Annotated in this window: 15 protein-coding genes; 8 read left to right on the forward strand and 7 right to left on the reverse strand. The window is 62.9% G+C overall.

Annotation, left to right across the window (positions count from 1 at the left end; all coding sequences use genetic code 11):
• Window positions 1-131 precede the first annotated feature (131 nt).
• The 8 genes from IFT75_RS05040 to IFT75_RS05075 all read left to right on the forward strand — a co-directional run bounded on the left by IFT75_RS05040 (window position 132) and on the right by IFT75_RS05075 (window position 6,727).
• Entirely contained in the window at window positions 132-623 is a 492-nt protein-coding gene (locus IFT75_RS05040) for an FxsA family protein (protein WP_122479448.1), read from the forward strand.
• A 248-nt stretch (window positions 624-871) separates the two neighbouring features.
• Window positions 872-1,165, forward strand: coding sequence for a co-chaperone GroES (locus tag IFT75_RS05045; protein WP_122479447.1), 294 nt, complete (start codon window positions 872-874; stop codon window positions 1,163-1,165).
• Between the two features lie 45 nt (window positions 1,166-1,210).
• Entirely contained in the window at window positions 1,211-2,857 is a 1,647-nt protein-coding gene (gene groL / locus IFT75_RS05050) for a chaperonin GroEL (protein WP_122479446.1), read from the forward strand.
• Window positions 2,858-2,990: 133 nt separating this feature from the next.
• The gene (gene colR, locus IFT75_RS05055) at window positions 2,991-3,674 is read left to right on the forward strand and encodes a two-component system response regulator ColR (protein ID WP_122479445.1); all 684 of its coding nucleotides are present in this window, start codon (window positions 2,991-2,993) and stop codon (window positions 3,672-3,674) included.
• A complete protein-coding gene (locus tag IFT75_RS05060; protein ID WP_192053618.1) occupies window positions 3,664-4,953 on the forward strand; it encodes a sensor histidine kinase in 1,290 nt (429 codons plus the stop codon). Before colR ends, IFT75_RS05060 begins: the two co-directional genes overlap by 11 nt.
• Window positions 4,954-5,097: 144 nt before the next feature.
• Entirely contained in the window at window positions 5,098-5,778 is a 681-nt protein-coding gene (locus IFT75_RS05065) for a class I SAM-dependent methyltransferase (RefSeq protein ID WP_122479443.1), read from the forward strand.
• A 5-nt stretch (window positions 5,779-5,783) separates the two neighbouring features.
• Window positions 5,784-6,500, forward strand: a complete 717-nt coding sequence (locus IFT75_RS05070) for a lipopolysaccharide kinase InaA family protein (protein ID WP_185794021.1) — start codon at window positions 5,784-5,786, stop codon at window positions 6,498-6,500.
• Complete coding sequence (locus IFT75_RS05075; protein ID WP_122479441.1) at window positions 6,500-6,727, forward strand: hypothetical protein; 228 nt, start codon at window positions 6,500-6,502, stop codon at window positions 6,725-6,727. The genes IFT75_RS05070 and IFT75_RS05075 overlap by 1 nt, the downstream gene beginning before the upstream one ends.
• A gap of 37 nt (window positions 6,728-6,764) precedes the next feature.
• Here IFT75_RS05075 and IFT75_RS05080 read toward each other — a convergent pair whose 3' ends face one another.
• The 7 genes from IFT75_RS05080 to IFT75_RS05110 form a co-directional block, all read right to left on the reverse strand.
• Window positions 6,765-7,862: a DUF1513 domain-containing protein gene (locus IFT75_RS05080; protein ID WP_185794020.1), complete on the reverse strand. Its 1,098-nt coding sequence runs from the start codon at window positions 7,860-7,862 to the stop codon at window positions 6,765-6,767.
• Between the two features lie 2 nt (window positions 7,863-7,864).
• Complete coding sequence (locus IFT75_RS05085; RefSeq protein WP_192053619.1) at window positions 7,865-8,929, reverse strand: imelysin family protein; 1,065 nt, start codon at window positions 8,927-8,929, stop codon at window positions 7,865-7,867.
• Window positions 8,930-8,954: 25 nt separating this feature from the next.
• Window positions 8,955-10,382 (reverse strand): di-heme oxidoreductase family protein, encoded by a 1,428-nt coding sequence (locus IFT75_RS05090; RefSeq protein WP_192053621.1) that lies wholly within the window; start codon window positions 10,380-10,382, stop codon window positions 8,955-8,957.
• 98 nt (window positions 10,383-10,480) lie between these two features.
• Window positions 10,481-11,833, reverse strand: coding sequence for an imelysin family protein (locus IFT75_RS05095; RefSeq protein ID WP_122479438.1), 1,353 nt, complete (start codon window positions 11,831-11,833; stop codon window positions 10,481-10,483).
• 129 nt (window positions 11,834-11,962) lie between these two features.
• Window positions 11,963-14,032, reverse strand: a complete 2,070-nt coding sequence (locus IFT75_RS05100) for a putative bifunctional diguanylate cyclase/phosphodiesterase (protein WP_122479437.1) — start codon at window positions 14,030-14,032, stop codon at window positions 11,963-11,965.
• Window positions 14,033-14,289: 257 nt separating this feature from the next.
• On the reverse strand, window positions 14,290-14,886 hold the full coding sequence (locus IFT75_RS05105) for a superoxide dismutase (protein WP_122479436.1): 597 nt from the start codon (window positions 14,884-14,886) through the stop codon (window positions 14,290-14,292).
• Between the two features lie 186 nt (window positions 14,887-15,072).
• Entirely contained in the window at window positions 15,073-15,672 is a 600-nt protein-coding gene (locus IFT75_RS05110) for a LysE/ArgO family amino acid transporter (RefSeq protein ID WP_122479435.1), read from the reverse strand.
• Window positions 15,673-15,736: the final 64 nt, after the last annotated feature.

Consider the following 15,736-nt stretch of genomic DNA (forward strand, 5'->3'; position numbering starts at 1 on the left):
TGCGAGGCCCGGCTGGCGCGGGTTTCGCGGGACTGGCCTAAGCGACTGATGGGTCGCCACCTTGAATTAACGATTTATTGACGTCATCTAGGGTCTACTGGAAGGCATTCTTCCGTAGAGGAAACCATTTGATGCGCGCTTTTCTATTGCTGTTCCTGTTGTTCCCCGTGCTGGAACTGTACGTCTTCTTCAAGGTGAGCACGGCGATCGGGTTCTTTCCCGCGCTGCTGCTCATCATCGCCGGTTCGGCATTGGGTGTGCTGGTCATGCGCGTCGCCGGGCTGGCCACCGTCCTGCGTACCCGAGCCAGCCTGCAGCGCGGCGAGCTGCCTGCCGAGCAGATGTTCAATGGTCTGGTCACCGCCGTCGGCGGCGTACTGCTGATCGTGCCCGGCTTCATCAGCGATCTGCTGGCCGTGCTGTGCCTGCTGCCATTCACCCGGCACTTCCTGATCCGCAAGGTACGCGAGCGTGCCCAGGCGCAAGCCATGCGCCAGCGCGCGTTCGCCGACGACATGCCGCCCCCGGGTGGCCCGGCCCAGGCCTACCGGGCTCACGTCATCGAAGGCGAGGTGATCGAAGGCGAAGTGGTCGGTCGCGACACGTCGCGTCCGGACCGCTGAACACCTGCTGCAACCTGTCAACGGCGCCCTCGGGCGCCGTTTCTCTTGCAGCTTTGCCTGCAAATTTTTTCAGCCCGGCCCTTGTAATCGCTCGCGCCGACCTCATGTATGGGTCACCGCAAGGTTTGTGGCGATTGCGCCACACATGTTCCCGCGTCTTGCGGTGCAAGACGCGACCGGTTACGCCGGAAGATCCACACCGCCGGTACACACCGGCCGATGAAAACCATAATTAGGAGAGATCGACAATGAAGCTTCGTCCTCTGCATGACCGCGTCGTTATCCGTCGCAGCGAAGAAGAGTCCAAAACCGCTGGCGGTATCGTTCTGCCAGGTTCGGCCGCTGAAAAACCCAACCGTGGCGAAATCGTCGCAGTGGGCACCGGCAAGATCCTGGAGAGCGGCGAAGTTCGTGCGCTGGCCGTCAAAGTGGGTGACAAGGTGGTATTCGGCCCTTACTCGGGCAGCAACACCGTCAAGGTCGACGGTGAAGACCTGCTGGTGATGAGCGAGAGCGAGATCCTCGCCGTCGTCGAAGGCTGAAACCACTGAACTCCCGTTACTACCCAGTATTCAAGGAAATCGATCATGGCTGCTAAAGAAGTTAAATTCGGCGACTCCGCCCGCAAGAAAATGCTGACTGGTGTCAACGTCCTGGCTGACGCGGTAAAAGCGACCCTGGGCCCGAAAGGCCGTAACGTGATCATCGAGAAGAGCTTCGGCGCTCCGACCATCACCAAGGACGGCGTTTCCGTTGCCAAGGAAATCGAGCTCGAAGACCGTTTCGAAAACATGGGCGCGCAGCTGGTCAAAGACGTTGCCTCCCGTGCCAACGATGACGCAGGCGACGGCACCACGACCGCTACCGTTCTGGCTCAGGCCATCGTCAACGAAGGCTACAAGGCCGTCGCTGCCGGCATGAACCCGATGGACCTCAAGCGCGGCATCGACAAGGCGACCATCGCCGTTGTTGCCGAGCTGAAAAACCTGTCCAAGCCGTGCGCCGATACCAAGGCCATCGCTCAGGTCGGCACCATCTCCGCCAACTCCGACAGCTCCATCGGCGACATCATTGCCGAAGCCATGGAAAAAGTCGGTAAAGAAGGCGTGATCACCGTTGAAGAAGGCAGTGGCCTGGAAAACGAGCTGTCGGTTGTAGAAGGCATGCAGTTCGACCGTGGCTACCTGTCCCCGTACTTCGTCAACAAGCCTGAGACCATGGTCGCCGAGCTGGACAGCCCGCTGATCCTGCTGGTCGACAAGAAAATCTCCAACATCCGTGAAATGCTTCCGGTGCTGGAAGCTGTTGCCAAGGCCGGCCGCCCACTGCTGATCGTTTCCGAAGACGTCGAAGGCGAAGCCTTGGCGACTCTGGTCGTGAACAACATGCGCGGTATCGTCAAAGTCGCTGCCGTCAAGGCGCCGGGCTTCGGCGATCGTCGCAAGTCCATGCTGCAGGACATCGCCGTACTGACCGGCGGTACCGTTATCTCCGAAGAGATCGGCCTGAGCCTGGAAAGTGCCACCCTGGAAAACCTGGGCAGCGCCAAGCGCGTGACCATTTCCAAGGAAAACACCATCATCGTCGACGGTGCTGGCGTTGAAGGCGACATCCAGTCCCGTATCAACCAGATCCGTGCCCAGGTTGCCGAAACTTCCTCGGACTACGACCGTGAAAAACTGCAGGAACGTCTGGCCAAGCTGTCTGGCGGCGTTGCAGTGATCAAGGTTGGCGCTGGCTCCGAAGTTGAAATGAAAGAGAAGAAAGCCCGCGTTGAAGACGCCCTGCACGCAACCCGCGCAGCCGTCGAAGAAGGCGTGGTACCTGGCGGTGGCGTTGCACTGATCCGTGCTCTGGAAGCGCTGACCAACCTGACCGGCGACAACGCTGATCAGAACGTAGGTATAGCTGTACTGCGTCGCGCAGTCGAAGCACCGCTGCGCCAGATCGCTGCAAACTCCGGCGACGAGCCAAGCGTCGTCGTCAACGAAGTCAAGAACGGCAATGGTAACTACGGTTACAACGCTGCAACTGGCGTCTACGGCGACATGATCGAAATGGGCATCCTGGATCCTACCAAGGTGACCCGTTCGGCCTTGCAGGCTGCAGCTTCCATCGGTGGTCTGATCCTGACCACCGAAGCGGCCATTGCCGACAAGCCGAAAGCCGAAGGCTCGGCTGGCGGCGGCATGCCAGACATGGGCGGCATGGGTGGCATGGGCGGCATGATGTAAGCGAGCCCCGCGCTCTACCTGTCCTCAGGTAAGAAAAACCCCGGCCAGCGATGGCCGGGGTTTTTTTATGCCTGCCCAGCCTATAAGCTGCGCGAGCCCCGCCGGGGCGACAGCAGCACTCGGAGACCTGCCCATGCGAATCCTACTGGTTGAAGACAACCGCGACATCCTGGCCAACCTGGCCGATTACCTGGGTATGAAAGGCTACACCGTCGACTGCGCCCAGGACGGCCTGTCCGGATTGCACCTGGCGGCGACCGAGCACTACGACCTCATCGTGCTCGACATCATGCTCCCGGGCATCGATGGCTATACGCTGTGCAAGCGCCTGCGCGAAGATGCCCGGCGCGATACGCCGGTGATCATGCTCACCGCGCGCGACCAGCTGGACGATCGCCTGCAGGGTTTTCGTTCCGGCGCCGACGACTACCTGCTCAAGCCGTTTGCCCTGTCGGAGCTGGCAGCACGCATCGAAGCGGTCCTGCGCCGGGCCCAGGGCGGCGGTCGTCGCTCGCTGCAGGTGGGCGATCTCATCTACGACCTCGACACCCTCGAGGTCACCCGCGAGGGCCGCCTGCTCAAGCTCAACCCGGTTGGCCTCAAGCTGCTCGCCGTGCTGATGCAGAAGAGCCCCCATGTGCTGCGCCGCGAAGTGCTCGAGGAAGCTCTGTGGGGCGATGACTGCCCCGACAGCGACAGCCTGCGCAGCCACGTCCATCAGCTGCGCCAGGTGATCGACAAGCCGTTCGAGAAGCCCTTGCTGCACACCGTGCACGGTGTCGGTTACCGTCTTGCCGAAGGCCGCGATGGAGTTTAAGCAGAGCCTCGCGCAACGCATCATCATCGCGTTTGCCTTGATGAGTGCGCTGGTCGCAGGGGCGTTCGCGGTCGGTATCGTGGCTACCGTGCACCTGGTGGAGGAGCGGTTGATATCCGCAGGCCTGGGCGGCGACCTGCAGCGGCTGCTGCTGATGGACAACGCGGCCGACTGGAGCCATCGCCCCGAACCCGATCAGTTGTTCTACTACGATAACGGTCCGGGCGACTTCGCGCTCACTGCCGATGTGAGGCATCTGCCACGCGGCTTCCACGAAGTGTTTCGCGGCGACCTTTCCTACCACGCGATGATCGAGGTAGTCGACGGTCGTCGTTACGCCTTGCTGCAGGATCAGAGCGATTTCGAAGAGCGCGAAAGAGTGCTGTTCGCCGTGGTGCTGGTGGGCTTCGTGCTCAGTCTGGCCCTGGCGATCTTTCTTGGCTGGGTCTTGGCACGCAAGGTCATGGCGCCCGTGGTGCGCCTGGCCCGCCAGGTGCGCCATCGTGATCAGATTCTTGGCCTGGCACCGCCATTGGCACCGGACTATACGGCCGACGAAGTCGGCGAGCTGGCCGTGGCCTTCGATGCCACCCTTGGCCGCCTGCGCGATGCCTTGACCCGCGAACGGCTGTTTACCAGCGACGTGAGCCATGAACTGCGCACGCCGTTGATGGTGCTCGCCAGCTCCTGCGAGCTGCTGCTGGAGAATCCGGCGCTGCCGGAGCGTTCCCGTGCGCAGGTGCTGCGCATTGCCCGAGCCTGCGAAGACATGCGTGACCTGGTGCAGACCTTCCTGATGCTGGCGCGGGCCCAGCGCGACGACAGCGGCAGAGCCACGCCGGCCACTCTGGGTCAGGTAGCCGAAGCGCTGCTGACCCAATGGCGACCAGCCATCGAAAAGAAAGGCCTGGCCCTTGAGTTCGTCGCTGGCGCGCCCTTGGCGCAGACCTACAACGGTGCTTTTCTTCACGCCGTGATGGGCAACCTGCTGCGCAATGCCCTGCACTACACCGATCAGGGTTTCATTCGTCTGACGCTGGGGGCGAGCGGCTTCCATGTGGAAGACAGCGGTGTAGGGATCCCCGAGGCCCAGCGCGAGGCCATGTTCCAGCCGTTCGTGCGCGGCCCGGAGAAGCGTGGAGAAGGTCTAGGCCTGGGTCTGTCGTTGGTCCAGCGGATCTGCGAGGACCAGGGCTGGCAAGTCCATCTGGAGGCCGTCGAGCCTCATGGCTGTCGCTTCAGTGTGGAGCTGGGCCTTGGCAAGCAAGCCCTGGGGTGATGCTTGCTTCGCACCCCAGGTGCAATTATTGTAGGAAATATCCTGTATCAGCTCGGAAACTTCTGACAAATTTTTCACAATGACATGACCTAGCCATGACGGTTGGATGAATAAGGTGTGCGCCACTGTCCTGGAGGCGTGCCCATGTCCGATCCCGTGAAGCTGGAATTTTCCGATAAGTACGATCGCGCTCACGCGCAGAAGTATTTCGACAAACACCGCAACAGTTTTGCTCGACGCATGTCGCACCGACGTGACGAACAGCTGGCCCGCAAAGCCCTGGCCCTGGTCGGCGAGCCTGGATTGGTGCTAGACCTGCCGTGCGGCGCCGGTCGTTTCTGGCCGCTGCTGGCGGAGAAGCAGAACCGGGTGATCATTGGTGCGGACAACTCTGCGGCCATGGTGGAAACCGCTTGCGCTTCACAGCCGGCGCACATCGTTGGACGGGTGCAGCCGCTGCAGACCTCGGCATTCGATGTGGCCCTGCCGGACAATTCGGTGGACAGTATTTTCTGCATGAGGTTGCTGCACCACATCGGCGAGGCCGAGCACCGCATGACGATCCTCAAGCAGTTTCATCGAGTGACGCGTGACAGTGTGGTGTTGTCGTTGTGGGTCGATGGCAACTTCAAGGCCTGGAAGCGTGAGCGGGCCGAGCAGCGTCGACGCCTGCACAACGAGCAGGATGGGTATCAGAACCGCTTCGTGTTGCCGGCGGCAACCGTTGAAGCGGAGTTCATCCAGGCCGGCTTCCGTATCCAGGAACGCCTGGACTTTTTACCGATGTACGCCATGTGGCGAGTATACGTTCTACGTAAGGGGTAAGCAGGATGGCGGTTGAAGGTATGACGGCAGGCACGGCGAGCGGAGATGCCGACTTCGATCACTATTGGCGGCAGCAGGGTGCCTGGGTGGAAGAGCCTAATGTCAGGCGCGGCGGTGAAAGCGGCGTGCAACGCCTGTTCGCTGCCGACGGGCAGATGATCTACGTCAAGCGCCAGGTCGGGCATATCTACCGCAGCTGGCTGCACCCGTTCGGTCGCCCAACGGTGCTGCGCGAACGCGATGCGTTGACCGCGCTCTACCAGCTCGACGTCAATGTACCGAAGATGATCTTCTGCGGTACGCAGCGCGACGAGAACAATCAGTGGCGCGCACTGCTGGTGACGCGTTCCTTGGACGGTTTCGAGGAGTATGAGCACTGGCTGCAGGGCGGGGGCCGCGAACGCCACGGCGAAGCGGTCCACGAGCAGATTCTGCAGAGCCTGGCGACCAATCTGGCGCGCATGCACCGCGGCCGCTGGCAGCACAGCTGCATCTATATCAAGCATGTGTTCGTGCGCGTGACAGGCGAGGGCAGCAATGCACGCGGTGAGGTAGCGCTGCTGGACCTGGAGAAGTGCCGTCAGCGCATGACCGCGCAGCAAGCTGCCTCCCACGACATGAAGCAGCTGCGTCGCCATTCGTCGTTCAGTGCACCCGACTGGCAGAAGTTGATCTACCTTTATGAAGCGGCATTCGGCAGCTCCATCAAAGGTTTAGCGTGATGAAACTAGAAATGGCACGAGGTTTGTTTCTGGTGGCAGCCCTGGGGGTGGCCACTGCGGCGGCAGCGGCGTGGGAACAACCCCGCTCGGCCATTGTCAGTGCGGCCCACGGTGAGGGCAATTGCCCATTGCCCCGGTCGCAGAAGGCGCACATCGCAGTGACCCCGGACAAGGATTTCATCCTGTTCATGCTGGGCCTGAGCCAAGGCGTGCGCACCCAGGGTTGAATTCCCGAGCCAGTTCGCTGGCTCACGTTGCACTGGCTCAAGCCAGGTACAGGTGGTTGTCCCAAAGCCCCGATGGCAATTGCAGCGGCATGCCCACTAGCTGCGCTGCTCGGCAGTCATAATGGCGGCAGCGGCCTTGCCCCGAAGTCACCACGAAACCGTCTTCCACAGCCCCCACGCCTGCGCAATCGGGCAAGGTGCCGTCATGCCTGACCGCACCACTGTCCATGTCCCAGATGAAGAAGCGGTTGGCCCTCGGCGCCGTCAGCGCCACAAGGCGCAACTCGCTGTGCACCGCAACGCTGGCGGTGTAGTGCCCCATGGATTGCAATTGCGTCAGCGAAACGGGAAAGGCTTCGAAGGGCTGGCCGGGACGCTTGACCGCCAACAGCGGCGCGCTTTCATGGGCAGGCCCCATGAATTGCTGGCAGGCGAAGACGGTAGCGTCGCTGCCGATTGCCAGGTGCCGCACGCTGTTCATCGGCTGTTCCAGGCACTCCTTGCTCAGCAGGGTGCCATCGCGCTGCATCATCACCAGGCTCGGCTGCATGGCATCCAGATTCATCTCGATCCGGCTTTCGGCCTCGGTCCGAATACCGCCATTGGCCACCACCAGGGTTTCGCCGTCCGGCATCCACGATACCTGATGAGGGCCGATGCCATGGGTGGACAGTTCGCCACTGTGCACCAGGCGTCCGTCGACGAAGCGGTAGACCCCCAGAACGCCACGGCCTGGATCGGTGGTGTCGTTCTCGGTGGCGTACAGCCACTCGCCATCCTTGTGCACTACTGCGTGGCCATAGAAGTGCCGATCTGCCTGGGATGCCAGGGTCTGCAGCAACACGCCGTCGTGCAGATCGATCAAGTAGCTTTCGGTGCCGGGACGGCGAGCCACGAACAGCGCCACGGGCAGCGTCGGGTGCGTGACGATGTCATGGCAGCGTTGGCCTACCTGCGTGGCGAACACCTCGCGGCCGTCCAGCCGATAACCCACGGCGTAGTGCCCGCCATCGGCATCGTCGCGCGCAGACAACAGCAGCGGTTCGCGCTGCGGATGCCGGGCCAGCGTCCAGTTGCCCAGGGTCAGTGCCTTGAGCAGTACGTGGGTCAGCTTCTGCGCCGAGCGTACAATCATCGTCAGTCACCGTCGTTGGCATTGAAGCCCAGCTGGATGTTCAGGGCGCGGGCCAGTTCGCCTTCGTGCAGACGGTGGACCACGTTGAGGCTGTCGTAGAGGGTGTTGAGGAACTGTTTGCCGGCATCGTCGCCGAGCAGTTCACCGAGGTTGCGGGTATTGCCGTCGAGCAGCTTCATGGACGCGGCGTAGGCGGCGTCGATCTTGTCGGCCAGGGGTTTCTGCTCGGCGGGCAACAGGCCGCGCAGGCCCTTGCCGTCGACACCGACCCAGACGGTCTGGGCGGCCGCCAGGCTCGCCCGCACGCTGTGCATCGACTGCGCGCTGCGCCAGGCCTCGGCCTGGTAGGGCTGGGCAATACCCTTGCTGAGGCGGCCCATGGGCGCGCCGAGCTTTTTCTTCAGGGTGTCGAGTGCGGTGACCTGCGCACGCAGCACATCGGCGATGGCTTCGTGGGAGTCGGCGTAGCGCTGGTTGGGAAACTTGGTCATCTGCGCGAGCATGCCGTCGGCACTGTTCCAACTGGCGAGGATTTCTTCGGCCAGCGCTTTCTGCCTCTCGCCAATGGCGCTGAGCAGTGGACAGTAGCGTGCTTTCTGCGCGGCATCGGCAATTTCCGGCTTGCTGTCGAACAGGATGTACTCATAGGCCGACAGCCCCTGCACGACCACGCTGGCCTTGGCCAAACCCTGTGCGTCGATGGGTTGCTCGGCGTTGGCCAGTTGCTCGACCTGACGGCCGACGAGGTTCTTCTTGTCCGGCCAGAACTGCACCGACCAGGCTTTGTTGCCCTCGGCCAGCGGCCCGATCAGCAACGGTTGCAGCTCGGCCCAGGCTCTTTGCGCCTTGAGGAAATCGGCACGCGCGGCATCCAGTGGCTGCGTACCCTGGCAGAACGCCAGGGCGCTGGCAGCCAGTTGCCGATCGGCCTCCACCCAGCGGCTATAGGTCGGCAGGATGACCTGCTTGGCGATGGCCGCACTGGTAACGGCTTGCCGATCTTGCGGCGAGCAGGCACCCAGTGCCAGGGCGGCGAGGCCGGTGAAGAGCAGCTTGGGACGGAACATGTAGGCTCCTGAAACGTGTGTTCATCTAGAGAGAGTTCAAGAACGCCAGCAGCGCAGCGCGCTGCTGGGCGTCGAATTGCAATACCTGTTGCCTGGCCGCTTCGGCTTCGCCGCCGTGCCACAGCACGGCTTCGAGCAGGTTGCGCGCGCGACCGTCGTGGAGAAACTGGCTATGCCCGCTGACCGTTTCGCTCAGGCCGATGCCCCACAGCGGCGGCGTGCGCCAGTCCTGTGCGCCAGCCTTGAACTCGCTGCGGCCGTCGGCCAGGCCGGGGCCCATGTCGTGCAGCAGCAGGTCGGTGTAGGGGCGAATCGTCTGGCTGCGCAGCTCGGGCTCCGCCGCGTCGCTGGCCGTGGTGTATTGCGCCACGTGGCAACCCTGGCAGCCGGCCTGATAGAACAGATTCTTGCCGGCCAGGACCTGCGGCGAGTCGACGTCGCGGCGCGCAGGCACACCCAGGTTGCGGGTGTAGAACAACACCAGACGCAGAATGTTATCACTGACTTCGGGTTCCCCGCCCGGGCCATTGCCGTTGACCGCCTGGCGACAATCGGTTTGCGCCGCCGTACAGTCATCGAAGGGTCGCAGCGTGGTGGTCAGCCCCATGTCGCCGGAAAAGGCATGGACATTCTGCTGGTTCAGATTGGGCTGTCCGGCTTTCCAGCCGAAGCGGCCAGGCACGCTGCGGCCTTGGCTGTCGTCCCATACCTGGTTGGGCCGACCCTTGATCGGCCCGGCGCTATCGGCCTGGTTGCGGGCATTGGCCAGGATATCCGCTTCGCTGATTGCTTCGAGCAGGCCCAGGCCGATCATCGGTGGTGCGACCCGCGCAGAGAAGCGTGTGTCGGGATGCAGTGGGCCGTAGCCCAATTGGCTGATCTGCAACTGCGGCTGGCGCAGCTCGACCAGAGTGCCGTCCTTGAAGCGCACCGGCACGCTTTGATAGGTGACCCTCACCTTGCCTTCGGGCACGTGGCCAGGGATGGCCATATCCTGCAGCTGTGTGCCGTAGACCGGCTCGGGCACCACGCCCAGGCGTTCGATCTCGCGCAGGTAATGCGGGCTGTCGGGCAGCGACAAGCGGACCAGCATGGAGACGGCGCTGAGCGCGTTGTCTTCGGGCGGATGGCCGCGGCCATCCTTGATGTGGCAGTTCTGGCAGGCATTGGTATTGAACAGCGGCCCCAGGCCGTCACGCGCGGTGGTGGTAGACGGCGCGATGACCCAGGGGCTGCGGAAGAAGCTGTTGCCCACGCTGAAATCCAGGCGTCGGACCGGCGAAAGATTGGCCGAGGGCATGGAGTAGGCGTTGACATCGAATTTGCGCACGGTGGCCTGCCCCGCGCTCTGTGCTTCGCCCGGCTCTGCCTGGGTGAAACGCGGGGCGTCGTCACACCCGACCAGGCCGCAGGCCAGGAGCAGGAAGACGACACGGGGCAGGGATGGGCGCATGGGTGAAAAGCTGTGGTGAAGGAAGCGGATGTTCGGCCGACGCATGGGGGCTGCAACTGGCGTCGGCGTAGCCTTCTCCAGTGCAGCCCCCGGTTGAATCAGAACTCGTGATCGGCGGTGTCCGGGTTCAGATCGGTGATGCCCAGTTTGCCGGCGGCCTGTTCGATTGCGCCGGTCTGCTTGACCAGGGCGGCGATTGCATCGCGTACCACCTGCTGGCCGGCGGCGTTGTCGGCGCTGATCAACTGGTCGAAGTGCTCGCCCTTGTTGGCGCGGTCGACGATGGCCTGCATCTTCGCTTCGGTGTCGGCCAGATCGGCCTTGAGCGCGGTATCGGCAGCCGGGTCGGCCTTGGCCACCAGTGAGGACAGGCTGGCGCCGGTCAGCTTGGTGCCGTCGGTACGGGTGTACTCGCCCAGGTACACGTTACGGATGCCCTTGGCATTGTAGAAGGCGGAATTGTGCGTGTTGTCGCTGAAGCAGTCGTGCTCGTCTTCCGGCGAGTTGGCTTCGAGCGCGACCTTCATGCGTTCGCCGGCCAGTTCGCCGAGCGACAGGCTGCCCATGCCGAAAAGCATTTTGCGCAGGCCACTGTCGACCGGTTCGCCGACCAGCGTGGCGCGGTAGTTGTCGGCCACGTTGGGCTTCCAGTTGGCGAGCATCTCTTCGAGGTCGCTGACCAGCAGATCGGTGACGGCCTTGAGGTAGGCGCGACGGCGATCGTTGTGGCCGCCGGTGGCGCCCGCGCCGTCCAGGTAGTCGGAGGCGGGGCGGTTGCCGGCGCCAGGGCCGGTACCGTTGAGGTCCTGGCCCCAGAGCAGGAATTCGATGGCGTGGTAGCCGGTGGCGACGTTGGCCTCCGAACCGCCCAGCTCGTTCAGGCTGGCAAGCTTCTCGGGAGTGATTTCGCTGACGTCGACCTTGTCTTCACCGACCTGGATTTCCTTGTTGGCGATGATGTTGGCAGTCGCGCCCGGGTTGCCCAGGGCGTGTTCGTAGCTCTTGTCGGTGTAGTCGATCAGGCCTTCGTCCAGCGGCCAGGCATTGACCTGGCCTTCCCAATCGTCGATCAGGGTGTTGCCGAAGCGAAAGGTTTCGGTCTGCAGGTAGGCAGGGCGCGAGGCTACCCAGGCGTCGCGTGCGGCCTTCAGGGTGGCGTCGCTGGGTGCGGCAAGGAAGGCGTCCACGGCTTTCTGCAGCGTCTGGGCAGTGCTCAGCGCGTCTTCGAAGGTGGCGTGCACGATGTCGGCGTAATGGGCAACCACGGCCTTGGCGGCCGCCTCGTCCAGAGTCCCGGAGGCCGTGGGCACCGCAGCCGGGGCCGCCGGGGCGGATGCAGCCGGGGCTGGGGCCTGGGCAGCGGTGGTGGTTTGCTTGTCCTTGCTGTCGCAGCCGGCAAGAGCGATGGCGATGGCCAGCAGACTGGCGGTGGCCAGGGGCGTACGAATCATGGCGAAATCCTGCGTCAAGAGTGGCGAGCGGGCGCGCCTGTGGCGCGCAAAACTGCGCCATAATGCGAAAGATTTGCATTTTCTGTAAAGGGTTAATGTGAAAAAACCTTCAGGCTGGCATGTCTGCCGCTAGGTTTGCGACGGAGTCCGCGCCAGGCTGGTACGGCTGCGCTCGGATTGCTTGAGCAGGGCGGTCAGTTCGCGAGCGGCCAGGGGTTTGCTGTAGAGGTAGCCCTGGCCCTCATGACAGCCCTGGGCGACGATGTACGCTTCCTGCTCCAGCGTTTCCACGCCTTCGGCGATCACCTGCATGTTCAGGCTCTTGCCCAGCTGGATGATCGCCCGGACGATGGTCGCGTCGTCCTCGTCGTTGAGCACGTCCTGGACGAAACTCTTGTCGATCTTGATCTTGTCCAGTGGCAGTGACTTCAGGTAGCTGAGCGAAGAATAGCCCGTGCCGAAGTCGTCGATGGCGATCAGCGCACCCGAGCGTCGCAGACTCAGCAGGTGCTGCGCGGCGGTGCTGATGTCCTCCATCAGGCCGGTTTCGGTGACTTCCAGTTCGAGGCTGCGCGGCGGCAGGCGGTACATTTGCAGGATGTTGCTGACCACCCGCGGCAGTTCGTTGTGATGCAACTGCACGGTCGACAGATTGACCGCCATGCGCAAGCCGCTGAAACCCTGGTCGTGCCACTCGCGCAGTTGGCTGCAGGCCTCGTTCAGCACCCACTCGCCGATGGCAATGATGCTGCGGTTCTGCTCGGCCAGCGGAATGAACTGATCGGGTGGCACCAGGCCGTGCTCGGGATGCTGCCACCTCAGCAGTGCCTCGACGCCGACGATCCGGTGGTCGCGGTAGCTGATCTGTGGCTGGTACACCAGATGCAGTTGATTGCGTGCCAGTGCCTCGCGCAGGTCTTTTTCCAGCTCGCGGCGCCGGCGCATCTCGGTGTCGACGCTGGCAATGTAGAACTGGTAGCGGTTGCGCGAGCGGACCTTGGCCAGGGTCATGGTCTGCTCGGCTTTCTGCAGCAGGTTTTCGGTGCTGTCGCCGTCTTCGGGAAACAAGGTGATGCCGATGGTTGCGCGCAGGCGAATGGAGTGCGGGTCGAGCGGGAAGGCGGCATCGAGGTCGTCGAGAATGCGCTGGGCCAGTTCTGCCGCTTCGTAAGGTTGTTCGATGTCGGCCTGGACCAGTGCGAACTGATCGCCGCCCAGGCGGGCCAGGGTGCCGAACCTGCCACTGTGGGCCCGCAGGCGATCGGCCAGCGCGCGCAGCAACTGGTCACCGGTCTGGTAGCCAAACTGTTCGTTGATGCCCTTGAAGTCGTCGAGGCCGACGCACAGCACCGCCACCCGCCGCTGCAGGCGATGGGCGTCGAGCAGGACCTTGTCCAGTTGCTGCTGCAATTGCACGCGATTGGCCAGGCCGGTCAGGAAGTCATGCTGGGCCATGTGCAGCATGCTGTCTTCGGCTTCGTGGCGCAGTTGGGTGTTGCGCTCGATGGAGGCCAGGAGTTGATTGGCGGTGTTCACCCACAGGCCCAGCTCGTTGTGTTCATGGCCGCGCGGCAACGGCAATTGGTACTCGCCGGGGCGGTCGGGATTGATCTGCAGCAGGTGTTTGATGATCCGCGACAACGGCTTGGTCAGCAGCCAGTGATAGATCAGGTACAGCAACAGACCCAGGGCGAGCGCGCGCAAGGTGCCGGAGATGAAGATGATCACCGAGCTGACGATGAAATCCTCGCCATAGGTGGCGGTGTCCAGGGTGATGTGCAGGTCGCCGTAGTATTCGCTGTAGGGCCCGCGGCCGATCAGGCGTGTACTGAAGCTGCGCTCCTGGCCCAGGATGCGATCGGTCAGCCAGCGGCTGGTCAGGCTCTGCAGCGGACGCGAACGTTCGGCGAGCATGGGTTCGTCGGGATGGCCGATGGAAGCCTGGCGCACGGCATCGTCCTGGAACAACCCTTCGATGACCTGCATGCCCATTTCCCGGTCCAGGCTATAGACCGCCTGGGTCGACGGATCGCGGAACATGGCGAGGATCCGCTCGGCATCGGCGGAGATGGCCTGGCGGGTCTTGTAGCCATCGAAGACGATTTGCGCACAACTGAGCACCATGCCCACGACCAGTGCCGACATCAGTACCACGCGAAGCAACTTGACGGACAAGCTGTTCCTGACTTCCAGCTTCAATGGCAATTCCTTGTTTCGAACGCTTGGCATCAAGATGCCATGAGTATTGGCAACTTACCGTAAGCCGTAAAGCCACAAATGTGCGCGAGCCGTACCGATGGTCTTGAATACCGGAGGACGCGCCAGTGTGTCGGCCGACCCGGACGTATTCTTGAGCGGCCATGTAGCAACAAGGTAAACGAAGCGTGCCTTCGGCGTATGCAGGCAGGCACAAAAAAGCCCGGCACGAAGGCCGGGCTTTTCAACAGTGCAGCAGGTCAGGCGGTGAACGCCTGGCCTTCGTACTGCTGGGCAACGAAGTCCCAGTTCACCAGGTTCCAGAACGCCTCGACGTACTTGGGGCGGACGTTGCGGTAGTCGATGTAATAGGCGTGTTCCCAGACGTCGCAGGTCAGCAGCGGGGTATCGCCGTTGGTCAGCGGGTTGCCGGCACCAATGGTGCTGGCCAGGGCCAGGGAACCGTCGGCTTTCTTCACCAGCCAGCCCCAGCCGGAACCGAAGGTGCCGACCGACGTCTTGGTGAATTCTTCCTTGAAGGTGTCGAACGAGCCGAACGCGGTGTTGATGGCTTCGGCCAGGGCACCGGTAGGCTGGCCGCCGGCGTTTGGCGCCAGGCAGTTCCAGTAGAAGGTGTGGTTCCAGACCTGGGCGGCGTTGTTGAAGATGCCACCGGAAGACGACTTGACGATCTCTTCGAGGGTCTTGCCTTCGAACTCGGTGCCAGGCACCAGGTTGTTCAGGTTCACGACATAGGTGTTGTGGTGCTTGTCGTGGTGATACTCCAGGGTTTCCTTGGAGATGTGCGGCTGCAGGGCATCGTGGGCGTAGGGCAGCGGCGGCAATTCGAAAGCCATGGTGATTCTCCTAATCAGGTCTGTTGCGGTTTGCGCAAGGCCGATCACGGGCGGCCTGGAAAACGTCGGCGAGTTTTTACTCTTTGCGACGCAGTGCCGGATCATAGCATCGGCATAGTGGCTTAACCACGCAACAACTGTGTGGAATAGAGGTTCCAGAGCCTTTGCGTGGCCAGACTGACGGTTTCAGGCGAATACCAGTTGCGCGGCTACGGCGAACATCATCACCGCCACCATCAGATCGAGCAGGCGCCAGGTGTTGGGCCGCGCCAGCCAGGGCGCCAGCCACGCCGCAGCCAGGGCCAGGCCGAAGAACCACAGCAGCGATGCGCTGGTGGCGCCGGCGACATAGGCGGCAGGCACGCTTTGCTGGGCGCCGAGCGAGCCGATCAGCAGGACCGTGTCCAGATACACGTGGGGGTTGAGCAGGGTCACCGCCAGGGCGCTGAGCAGCACCGCCCTGCGCGAGCGCAATCCGGCGGTGCCGGCCTGTTCCAAGCTTTGCCGCGAGCAGGCACGGCGCAGGGCCTTGACGCCGTACCAGAGCAGAAACAACGCACCGCCCCAGCGTGCCACCGCCAGCAAGGTCGGATTGTGCGCCAGTACCGTGGCCAGGCCGAACACACCCGCAGCCACCAGCAGCGCATCGCATACCACGCACAGCAGCGCCACGGGCAGGTGATGCTCACGGCGCAGGCTCTGCGCCAGAACGAAAGCGTTCTGCGTGCCGATCGCCATGATCAGGCCGAACGCGACCAGCAAACCGTTCAAGTAACTCTGCCACATCGCTGTATCTCCCATTTGATGCTGGCCATTGTGAGGGGCGGCGCGGTATAAGAAAAAGCAATAG

The organism is Pseudomonas sp. CFBP 8758 (assembly GCF_014841725.1).
Lineage (GTDB): Bacteria > Pseudomonadota > Gammaproteobacteria > Pseudomonadales > Pseudomonadaceae > Aquipseudomonas > Aquipseudomonas baltica.

Excerpts from the sequence above, each read along its gene's own strand:
- groL (WP_122479446.1), top strand. The coding sequence starts at position 1,211 with ATGGCTGCTAAAGAAGTTAAATTCGGCGACTCCGCCCGCAAGAAAATG.
- IFT75_RS05095 (WP_122479438.1), bottom strand. The coding sequence starts at position 11,833 with ATGATTCGTACGCCCCTGGCCACCGCCAGTCTGCTGGCCATCGCCATC.
- IFT75_RS05080 (WP_185794020.1), bottom strand. The coding sequence starts at position 7,862 with ATGATTGTACGCTCGGCGCAGAAGCTGACCCACGTACTGCTCAAGGCA.
- IFT75_RS05045 (WP_122479447.1), top strand. The coding sequence starts at position 872 with ATGAAGCTTCGTCCTCTGCATGACCGCGTCGTTATCCGTCGCAGCGAA.
- IFT75_RS05075 (WP_122479441.1), top strand. The coding sequence starts at position 6,500 with ATGAAACTAGAAATGGCACGAGGTTTGTTTCTGGTGGCAGCCCTGGGG.
- IFT75_RS05105 (WP_122479436.1), bottom strand. The coding sequence starts at position 14,886 with ATGGCTTTCGAATTGCCGCCGCTGCCCTACGCCCACGATGCCCTGCAG.
- IFT75_RS05070 (WP_185794021.1), top strand. The coding sequence starts at position 5,784 with ATGGCGGTTGAAGGTATGACGGCAGGCACGGCGAGCGGAGATGCCGAC.
- IFT75_RS05085 (WP_192053619.1), bottom strand. The coding sequence starts at position 8,929 with ATGTTCCGTCCCAAGCTGCTCTTCACCGGCCTCGCCGCCCTGGCACTG.
- IFT75_RS05110 (WP_122479435.1), bottom strand. The coding sequence starts at position 15,672 with ATGTGGCAGAGTTACTTGAACGGTTTGCTGGTCGCGTTCGGCCTGATC.
- IFT75_RS05090 (WP_192053621.1), bottom strand. The coding sequence starts at position 10,382 with ATGCGCCCATCCCTGCCCCGTGTCGTCTTCCTGCTCCTGGCCTGCGGC.
- IFT75_RS05065 (WP_122479443.1), top strand. The coding sequence starts at position 5,098 with ATGTCCGATCCCGTGAAGCTGGAATTTTCCGATAAGTACGATCGCGCT.
- IFT75_RS05040 (WP_122479448.1), top strand. The coding sequence starts at position 132 with ATGCGCGCTTTTCTATTGCTGTTCCTGTTGTTCCCCGTGCTGGAACTG.
- IFT75_RS05060 (WP_192053618.1), top strand. The coding sequence starts at position 3,664 with ATGGAGTTTAAGCAGAGCCTCGCGCAACGCATCATCATCGCGTTTGCC.
- colR (WP_122479445.1), top strand. The coding sequence starts at position 2,991 with ATGCGAATCCTACTGGTTGAAGACAACCGCGACATCCTGGCCAACCTG.